The organism is Burkholderia sp. AU4i, from assembly GCF_000466765.1.
GTDB lineage: Bacteria > Pseudomonadota > Gammaproteobacteria > Burkholderiales > Burkholderiaceae > Burkholderia > Burkholderia cepacia.
The window spans coordinates 1-8,150 of record NZ_ASSI01000259.1 but is presented as its reverse complement, the minus strand read 5'-3'; the positions used below and the strand labels follow the sequence as shown (position 1 = coordinate 8,150).

Sequence of the window (8,150 nt, the reverse complement as noted above, 5' to 3'; positions counted from 1 at the left end):
CCGATCTGGTGCAGGGTGAAACAGCGCCTGGTCCAGCACGTGGATCGCGCATGCGCGCAGCGCTTCGTGCTCGCGCGCGGCGTCGGGCGTCGCATCGGCGAGCGCGCGGGCCAGCGCGAGCGGCGCCGTCACGTTGCGCGCGAGTGCGCCGGCGAGCGACGCGCCGTCTACCGTGTGCGCGTCGTCGGCGCCCGCGCTGGCGCTCACGAACACCGCGCACGCGGGCCGGCCGAGCGCCGCGCCGCACGCGGCGACGAGTGCGGCGGCTTCGGCTTCCAGGGCCAGATCGGCGTCGAGCACGACCGCGCGGCGGCCGAGCGCCGCGACTTCGGCGACGAGCGCGTCGGCGGCCGCAAGCGGCGTGCCGGGGCTGCGCTGCAACGCGACGTCCCAGCCGCGCCGGGCGAATCCCGTCGCGAGCGCACGACCGATCGACGCGGCGTCGGCCGCGCTGCCCAGGGCACCGGTGACGAGCGCCACGCGCAGGGTCGACGTATCGGCTGAAACGGTCATTTACAATGCCGGGATGAACCCGAAAGCTCACGAACCCGCTAGTTTACCTGCTCCCGGCCCTGACGCGCTCGCGCAGTCCGAAACCCTTGCCGCGCAACTGCGCGACGAGATCGCGGCGGCCGGCGGCTGGCTGCCGTTCGACCGCTTCATGGAGCGTGCGCTGTACGCGCCCGGTCTCGGCTATTACAGCGGCGGCGCGCGCAAGTTCGGGCGCCGCGCCGACGACGGCAGCGACTTCGTCACCGCCCCCGAGCTGTCGCCGCTGTTCGCTCAGACGCTCGCGCAGCCGGTCGCGGAAGCGCTCGCGGCGAGCGGCACGCGTTGCGTGATGGAATTCGGCGCCGGCACGGGCAAGCTCGCGGCCGGTCTGCTCGCGGCGCTCGACGCGCTGGGCGCCGGACTCGACGAATACCTGATCGTCGACCTGTCCGGCGAGCTGCGCGAACGGCAGCGCGACACGATCACGGCCGCCGCGCCGGCGCTCGCCGCGAAGGTGCGCTGGCTCGACGCGCTGCCCGAGCGGTTCGACGGCGTCGTGGTCGGCAACGAGGTGCTCGATGCGATGCCCGTGCGCCTGTTCGCGAAGGCGGGCGGCGCATGGCAGGAGCGCGGTGTCGCGCTCGATGCGCGGCAGGCGTTCGTGTTCGAGGACCGTCCTGCCGCGCCGGCCGTCCTGCCGGCGGTGCTCGCGGGGCTCGACGAGGCGGGCGACGGTTACGTGACCGAGACGCACGAGGCCGCGCTGGCGTTCACGCGCACCGTCTGCACGATGCTCGGGCGCGGCGCGGTGCTGCTGGTCGACTACGGCTTTCCCGCGCACGAGTACTACCACCCGCAGCGCGACCGCGGCACGCTGATGTGCCACTACCGGCACCATGCGCACGACGATCCGTTCCTGTACCCGGGGCTGCAGGACATCACCGCGCACGTCGAATTCACCGGCATCTACGACGCGGCCGTCGCGACCGGCGCCGACCTGCTCGGTTACACGTCGCAGGCGCGCTTCCTGCTGAACGCGGGCATCACCGACGCGCTGGCCGCGATCGATCCGTCGGACATCCGTGAATTCCTGCCGGCCGCGAACGCGGTGCAGAAGCTGATTTCCGAGGCCGAGATGGGCGAGCTGTTCAAGGTGATCGCGTTCTCGCGCGGCATCGACGGCACGCTCGACGCGTTCGCGCGCGGCGATCGCTCGCACGCACTCTGACGGGACTAGGGCCTGTTTCCATATGGAACGCACATGCGAATGCCCGAAATCGCTCGTAGGGCAAGGAGTGAGGAGCGCCGTTTGGCCGCGCCAAACAAGGGACGAGCGACGCCGCCATACGGGCGATTTCGGGCATTCCCGTGACATGATTCTTTTAATTTGGGGTTGCCACGAGAACGGCCGCTCGCCGCGTTGCGCTCCTTGCGAATACGTCCAGTATTCGCGGCGTCGCGCGCCTCGCGAGCGGCCGTTCTCGTGGCAACGCATGCGCGTTCCATATGGAAACAGGCCCTAGCATGCTGCGCTGGCTGTTGACGACGTTCGTCGCGGTGATGATCCTGACGCGCTGCTGGCCGTGGCTCGGCAAGCTCGGCATCGGGCGGATGCCGGGCGACGTCACGCTGACGCTCGGCGGGCGGCGCTACCCGTTCCCGTTCATGTCGACGCTGGTGCTGACGATGCTGGTATCGATGGTGGCGCGGCTGCTCTGAGCCGCGCCTGAAGGTCGGTGCGCGTTACAGCTCGATCTCGCCGAGAATCCGGTGCGCGAGCGCTTTCGCCTCGTCGAACGCCTCTTCCTCGCTGGGGCTCGTCGAGTGGACGTCGTAACGCGTGTTCTCGGTGTCGTCCCCGTCGTCGCGCGAGAGGATCACGTAACCCTGGAACTGCCCGTTGCCCGCGTGCTGGGTATGCGCCTTGGCCGTGTAGATGCCTTTCGTGAACGTGTTCGTGTCCATGGTGCTCTCCCGCAAAAGGACACTTCATCGTAGCACTGCGGCGCAGCATGTACAGCGCCGCTTATCGGTGACCGAACAGGGTCCGGTCACCGTTCGTGCCATCGGCGTGCCGTCAGCGTTCGATCAGTGCGACGACCTCGTCGAGCGTCGGCGCGTGCGCACCCGTATGCCGGCACGCCGCGGCGCCCGCGGCCAGCGCGAACACGAGATGCTCGCGCCACGTGCGCTGCGGCGCGGCCATCAGGCTGAACAGCATGCCGCCGATCGACGCGTCGCCCGCACCGACGGTGTCGGCCACCTCGACGCGCGGCGGGCTGGCTTCATGCACGTCGCCGTCCGCGTAGAGCGTCGCCGCCTGCGCGCCGCGCGTGACGAGCACGGCCGCGCGCGGGTTCAGCGTGCGCACCGCGGCAATCGCGTCGGGGCCGTCGCTGCTGAACAGGTGCCGCAGGTCCTCGTCGGACACCTTGATCAGGTCGGCGAGCGCGGCCATCCTTTCCAGCGTCGGCCGGTACGCGGCCGTCATCAGGTTCCGGACGTTCGGGTCGAAGCTGATCTTCACGCCGCGCGCGTGCAGGTCGGCCGCGAGCGCGGCCAGCGTGCCGGCGAGCGGTTCGCGCACGAGGCTGATGCAGCCGAAATGTGCCCATTTCACGTGGTCGGTCCAGCCGGCCGGCAGCCGCGCCGGATCGAACGCGAGATCGGCGCTCGCTTCGCCGATGAAGAAATACGCGGGCGGGCGTGTCTCGTGAACGATCGCGAGCAGCGGCGGCCGTGCGACGCGCTGCAGGAAGCGCAGGTCGAGCCCGGCCGCGTCGCTCGTGCGCCACAGCACGTCGGAGAAGCAGTCTTCGCCGATCGATCCCGCGAGCGCGCTCGGCACGCCGAGCCGCGCAACCGCGCGCGCGACGTTCCAGCCGGCGCCGCCCGGTACCGACGTCCATTGCGCATCGCCCGCGCGCACCATGTCGGTCAGGATGTCGCCTGCCGACACGAAAGCCGGAAACGTGCCGCCGCTCATTGCGTCGGCTCGCTGCGCTGCGCGCGCGCGAGGGTTGCCAGCACGTCGTAGCACGCGCCCATCGTGTGATAGTCGGTCTTGCCGGCCGGGCTCTTCTCGTCGCTGTACTTGCGGTTGTCGCAGGTGAGGATGCGGTACCACGCGCCGTAGCGGTGATCGACGAAGTGCGCCCAGCTATAGCGCCAGATCTCGTCGTACCAGTCCCAGAAGCGCTCGCTGCCGGTGCGCGCGCCGAGCATCGCGGCCGCCGCGAAGGTTTCCGCCTGCACCCAGAAATACTTGTTGTGGTCGCAGATCGTGAAGTCGGGGCCGAAGCCGTAGTACAGGCCGCCGTGGTCGGCGTCCCATGCGTGCGTGAGCGCGGCATCGAACAGCTCGGCCGCGCGCGGCACGAGCCAGTCGAGCGGGCGGTGCCGTTCGAGGATCAGCAGCAGCTTCGCCCATTCGGTCTGGTGCCCGGGCTGGAAACCCCACGGGCGGAAGATGTTCGAGCTGTCTTCCTTGTTGTAGTCCCAGTCGACCGACCAGTCCGCATGGTAGTGCTCCCACACGAGCCCGCCCGACAGCGCGGCCTGGCGTTGCGTGATGTGGGACGCGAGCTTTTCCGCGCGATCGAGGTACGTGAGGTGGCCGGTCGCCTCGTGGGCCGCGAGCAGCGCCTCGGTCATGTGCATGTTCGCGTTCTGGCCGCGGTACGACGACACGATCCAGTTCGGCGTCGCGTCGTCCGCGTAGAGGCCCGCGGCCGCGTCCCAGAAGCGGTGCTCGGCGAGCTCGTAGGTGGCCGCGATCAGCGGGCGTGCCTCGTCGATGCCGGCCATCGTCGCGTGCGCAGCCGCGAGCAGCACGAACGCGAGCCCGTAGCAGTGGCGCGTGCCGTCGAGCGTCGCGCGCTTCGCACCGTCGCGCCAGTCGAGTTCCCAGTCGTAGCCCTGCAGTTCGCCGTCCCAGTGCGCGTCGCGCAGGAAGCGCAGCCCGTGGCGTGCGTATTCCAGGTGGCGCGGATCGCCGAAATGCCGGTACGCCATCGCGTAGTTGAAGACGAACCGGCAACTGCTGACGAGGTGGCGCGACGTGCGGTTGTAGATGCTGCCGTCGTCGCGGAAGTAGTGGTAGAAGCCGCCCGTCGGGTCGAACGCGTTCGTTGCGTAGAAGCGCAGCGTGTCCTCGATGTGCGACAGCAGGAACGACGGATCGCGGAAACTCGCGACGAACGGCGCGGCTTGCGTGTGGGCGGCCGGCGCGGCGGTGCAGGGTTGGACCGGGGGCATGTTCATGATTCGGTGACCGTGGCGGTATCGAGTGCCGGGGAGCCGGCGGGCTGACTGCTGGCCCGCACGATCAGCTCGACGGGCAGGGAAATCTCGGTGCGTTCGGGCGAGTCGGCGAGCAGCAGCTCGACGCCGCGGCGGCCGAGCGCTTCCTTGTCGACCGCGAGCGTCGTGAGCGGCGGGCTCGCGTGCGCGGCGGCCGGGATGTTGTCGAAGCCGACGATCGCGATGTCGTCCGGAATCCGCAGGCCGCGCGCGGTGCACACGCGCTGCGCGGCGAGCGCGGCCGCGTCGTTGTACGCGAACACGGCTTCGGGGCGCGGGCCCGGCGCGTCGAGCAGCTGCTCCATCGCGCGCGCCGCGCCGGTGTCGGGATCGAGCCCCGCGTCGATCGTCACTTCGTAGGCGGGATCGAACAGCCGCCCGGCTTCGAAGAACGCGCGCCGGTAGCCGATCGCGCGCTGCGCGATGCTGTAGTGCGCGGGCGAGCCGCCGATGAACGCAATCCGCGTGCGGCCGGTGGCGAGCAGGTGGCGCATCGCGAGCGCCGCACCCGTTGCGTTGTCGATGTTCACCGAGCGCAGGCCGGGCGCCCACAGGTCGATCAGCACGAGCGGCCGGCCGGTCGCGGCGAGCGCCTCGATCGTCTCCGGCTCGATGAAGCCGGCCACCGCGATCGCGTCGGGCGCGTGCGGGCGCATCTGGCGCAGCACGTCGTCGTTCGGCCCGACCGTGAGCAGCGTCGGCACGATGCCGCGCTCGCGGCAGGCGTCCTCGACGCCGTGCAGCACGTGCGAGAAGAACGGGCTGGCCGGAAAGCGGTTGTGCTGGCGATGCAGCAGGAAGGTGAGCCGGCGGATGCGCGGCCGCAGCTGCGCAGGATCGTAGCCGAGCCGCTGCGCGATCTCGACGATGCGCGCACGCGTGGCTTCGGACAGGCCCGGCTGGTTTTTCAGCGCGCGGGAGACGGTGCCGATCGAGACCTCTGCCGCCCGCGCCACATCGCGAATGGTGGTACCCATCGTTCGGGGTCCGGTTTGTTTAGGGTGAAAGCGATTGTATAGTAAAACGTATCGCGGAATTCGGGCCGGATAACCGGGGAATACCCGGAAATTACCGGTTTTTAAGCGCTAATCTGCGAAAACGACGTTACTAAAAATACTAAACAAAACACGAAAAAGGCAAGGTGGACGTGCCGGTGCCCGGCGAGCGGGAAGTGGCGGCCAGCGTGCCGGCTTCGCGCATGCGCGCACGCGTGCCCGGCGGCTTGCTTGGGCCGGCGGGATGGCCGGGCGCAACGAGCGGCCCGGCAGCGCGGCGGGCGTCCGGGCGTGACGGACGGCGGCGCATCGCCGCCGCATCGGGCACCTTGCGTCCGCGAACGAGGGAGGCCGGCTGCCCGCCGGTCAGCGTATTGCCACGGCCGGCGGTTCGCCGCGATCGCGCAGCGCGGCGCGGCCCGCATCGAGGTCGACGACCGCGAGCCCGTCCGGCTGCTGTTTCGCGCGCCGCTTCGCGAGCGCGGCGACCGATGCGATCTCGTCGCTGCCGTAGCGTTTCGCGCCGTGCGCGCCGGCCGGCACGCCGACCGCGCCGATCGCCATCGTCACGAAACCGAAGAACGCCGGGTTGCCGTGGCGGTCCTCGCCGCGCAGCCCGCCCGCCTGCCGGTCGGCCTGCGTGTAGAAGCGCTGCGCGCCGTCGTTGAAGCGCGCGATCGCGTCGGCGGCGCGTTTGCGCCAGTCGTCGCGCTGGAACAGCACGAGGAAATCGTCGCCGCCGACGTGCCCGAGAAAGTCGCGCTGCGGATCGCACACGCCGGCCAGCACCGTCGCGGCGAACTTCAGCACCTCGTCGCCCTGCCAGTAGCCGTACTGGTCGTTGAACGGCTTGAACTGGTTCAGGTCGACGTAGCACGCATGAAAGCCGGCGTCGCGCTGGAGCAGGCGGTCGATGTGCGCGCTGATCGGGATGTTGCCGGGCAGGAACGTCAGCGGGTTCGCATAACGCGCGGCCTCGATGCGCATCTCGGTCACCGCGCGCACGAGGCTCTCGCCGGTGCCGAGCCCGACGTAGCGGCCGTGTTCGGTGATCACGACGCCGTCCGCGAGGTAGCGCTGGTCGTGGCTCGCGAGCAGCATCGCGAGCTGCTCGAACGTCGTCGCGTTGTCGATCATCAGCGGCGCGTCGTTCGCGAACTGCAGGCACGGCTTCTTCCCGAACACCTCGCGGTGGTACGGCAGCGCGAAGCGGTCGATGAAGCCGCGGCGATTCACGAGCGCGACGGGCCGCCCGCGTTCGACGAGTGCGACCGCGTGCAGGTCGGGCATCCGGTTGAACAGGTCGAGCACGTCGTTGCTGGTCGCGTCGCGCGGCAGGGCCGGCGCCGGAACCAGCATCTTTCCGGCGATCGTGCCGGCCGGGCGCACCGGGCGCGTCGCGCCGGGAAACACCGCGATGTGCGGCGTGCGGATCGCGTCACGCGCGGCCGGTGCGACGACCCGCGACGGCCGCGCGTTCGGCCGGCCGAGCAGGAAACCCTGCACGCAGCAGATGCCCATGTCGCGCACGACGATCAGGTCGCTTTCGTTCTCGATGCCTTCCGCGATCAGTTGCGCGCCGCTTGCCTGCGCGAAGTGCTGCATCGCCTTCACGGCCTCGAACTTCAGCGGGTCGCGCGCGATGTCGTGGATGAAGAAGCGGTCGATCTTCACGACGTCCGGATGCAGGCGCAGCCACAGGTTCATGCTCGCGTTCGCGGTGCCGTAGTCGTCGAGCGCGAACTGGATGCCGGCGTCGCGCAGCGACGCGACTGCCGGCCCGATATGGGCGATGTCCGTCGTCGCGTTCTGCTCGGTCAGTTCGATCACGATGCGCTCGGCGCCGACCCGCGCACGGTCGAGCCGTTGGCGGGCGCGCTCGCGTTCGCGCGCGAGCTGCAGGATCGTGCCCGCGCTGAAATTGAGGAACAGCTTGCCGTCGCAGCCGAGCGCCGCGAACGCGTCGAGGCAGGTGAGCGCGGCGGCCTGTTCGAGCGCGATGGTCTCGCCGTCGCGCGCGGCCTGCGCGAACAGCGCGGCGGGCGTTTCGAGGTCGGTGCCGCGCGGGCCGCGTATCAGGCCCTCGTAGCCGACGACCGTCCCCGACCCGAGATCGACGATCGGCTGGAAGACGGCAGCCAGCGCACGATCCGCGATCAGGCGGGTGGTGCGGGCGGCGGCGGAGTCGGAATGGGGCGCGGGCATGGGCGAGGGCAGCCGAATCGACGGGACGCCCGACTTAACGGCACCGCTCGCGGAGAATTGAATGAAGATTTCGTGACGCGACGGGCATTGCTGGTGCATCGCGTGGGGGGCGTGGGTGGAAGGGCGTTGCGGTGGGAAGGCGGAAGGCGGAAGGCG

General features: G+C 70.2%; 8 protein-coding genes. 2 read left to right on the top strand and 6 right to left on the bottom strand.

Going from position 1 to position 8,150, the window contains the following annotated elements; translation table 11 throughout:
- The coding region (locus L810_RS39665; RefSeq protein WP_042978160.1) for an SDR family oxidoreductase at positions 1-513 on the bottom strand (513 nt) is incomplete at its 3' end.
- Positions 514-526: 13 nt separating this feature from the next.
- On the opposite strand from L810_RS39665, the gene L810_RS39660 reads away from it, so the two are divergent.
- Positions 527-1,720, top strand: a complete 1,194-nt coding sequence (locus L810_RS39660) for a class I SAM-dependent methyltransferase (protein ID WP_042978159.1) — start codon at positions 527-529, stop codon at positions 1,718-1,720.
- Between the two features lie 296 nt (positions 1,721-2,016).
- Positions 2,017-2,211 carry a DUF2905 domain-containing protein gene (locus tag L810_RS39655; RefSeq protein ID WP_021163761.1) on the top strand — a complete coding sequence of 65 codons (195 nt, stop codon included), beginning with the start codon at positions 2,017-2,019 and terminating at the stop codon, positions 2,209-2,211.
- A 24-nt stretch (positions 2,212-2,235) separates the two neighbouring features.
- Here the strand turns inward: L810_RS39655 and L810_RS39650 are convergent, their stop codons facing one another.
- From L810_RS39650 to L810_RS39630, 5 genes are all read right to left on the bottom strand, one after another.
- Positions 2,236-2,457: a hypothetical protein gene (locus L810_RS39650; RefSeq protein WP_021163760.1), complete on the bottom strand. Its 222-nt coding sequence runs from the start codon at positions 2,455-2,457 to the stop codon at positions 2,236-2,238.
- Between the two features lie 112 nt (positions 2,458-2,569).
- A complete protein-coding gene (locus L810_RS39645) occupies positions 2,570-3,478 on the bottom strand; it encodes a carbohydrate kinase family protein (RefSeq protein ID WP_021163759.1) in 909 nt (302 codons plus the stop codon).
- Positions 3,475-4,755: an AGE family epimerase/isomerase gene (locus tag L810_RS39640; protein WP_021163758.1), complete on the bottom strand. Its 1,281-nt coding sequence runs from the start codon at positions 4,753-4,755 to the stop codon at positions 3,475-3,477. Before L810_RS39640 ends, L810_RS39645 begins: the two co-directional genes overlap by 4 nt.
- Complete coding sequence (locus L810_RS39635; RefSeq protein ID WP_021163757.1) at positions 4,752-5,771, bottom strand: LacI family DNA-binding transcriptional regulator; 1,020 nt, start codon at positions 5,769-5,771, stop codon at positions 4,752-4,754. The genes L810_RS39640 and L810_RS39635 overlap by 4 nt, the downstream gene beginning before the upstream one ends.
- Positions 5,772-6,155: 384 nt before the next feature.
- The gene (locus L810_RS39630; RefSeq protein WP_021163756.1) at positions 6,156-7,994 is read right to left on the bottom strand and encodes an EAL domain-containing protein; all 1,839 of its coding nucleotides are present in this window, start codon (positions 7,992-7,994) and stop codon (positions 6,156-6,158) included.
- Positions 7,995-8,150 lie beyond the last annotated feature (156 nt).

Excerpts from the sequence above, each read along its gene's own strand:
- L810_RS39635 (WP_021163757.1), bottom strand. The coding sequence starts at position 5,771 with ATGGGTACCACCATTCGCGATGTGGCGCGGGCGGCAGAGGTCTCGATC.
- L810_RS39660 (WP_042978159.1), top strand. The coding sequence starts at position 527 with ATGAACCCGAAAGCTCACGAACCCGCTAGTTTACCTGCTCCCGGCCCT.
- L810_RS39640 (WP_021163758.1), bottom strand. The coding sequence starts at position 4,755 with ATGAACATGCCCCCGGTCCAACCCTGCACCGCCGCGCCGGCCGCCCAC.
- L810_RS39655 (WP_021163761.1), top strand. The coding sequence starts at position 2,017 with ATGCTGCGCTGGCTGTTGACGACGTTCGTCGCGGTGATGATCCTGACG.
- L810_RS39650 (WP_021163760.1), bottom strand. The coding sequence starts at position 2,457 with ATGGACACGAACACGTTCACGAAAGGCATCTACACGGCCAAGGCGCAT.
- L810_RS39645 (WP_021163759.1), bottom strand. The coding sequence starts at position 3,478 with ATGAGCGGCGGCACGTTTCCGGCTTTCGTGTCGGCAGGCGACATCCTG.
- L810_RS39630 (WP_021163756.1), bottom strand. The coding sequence starts at position 7,994 with ATGCCCGCGCCCCATTCCGACTCCGCCGCCGCCCGCACCACCCGCCTG.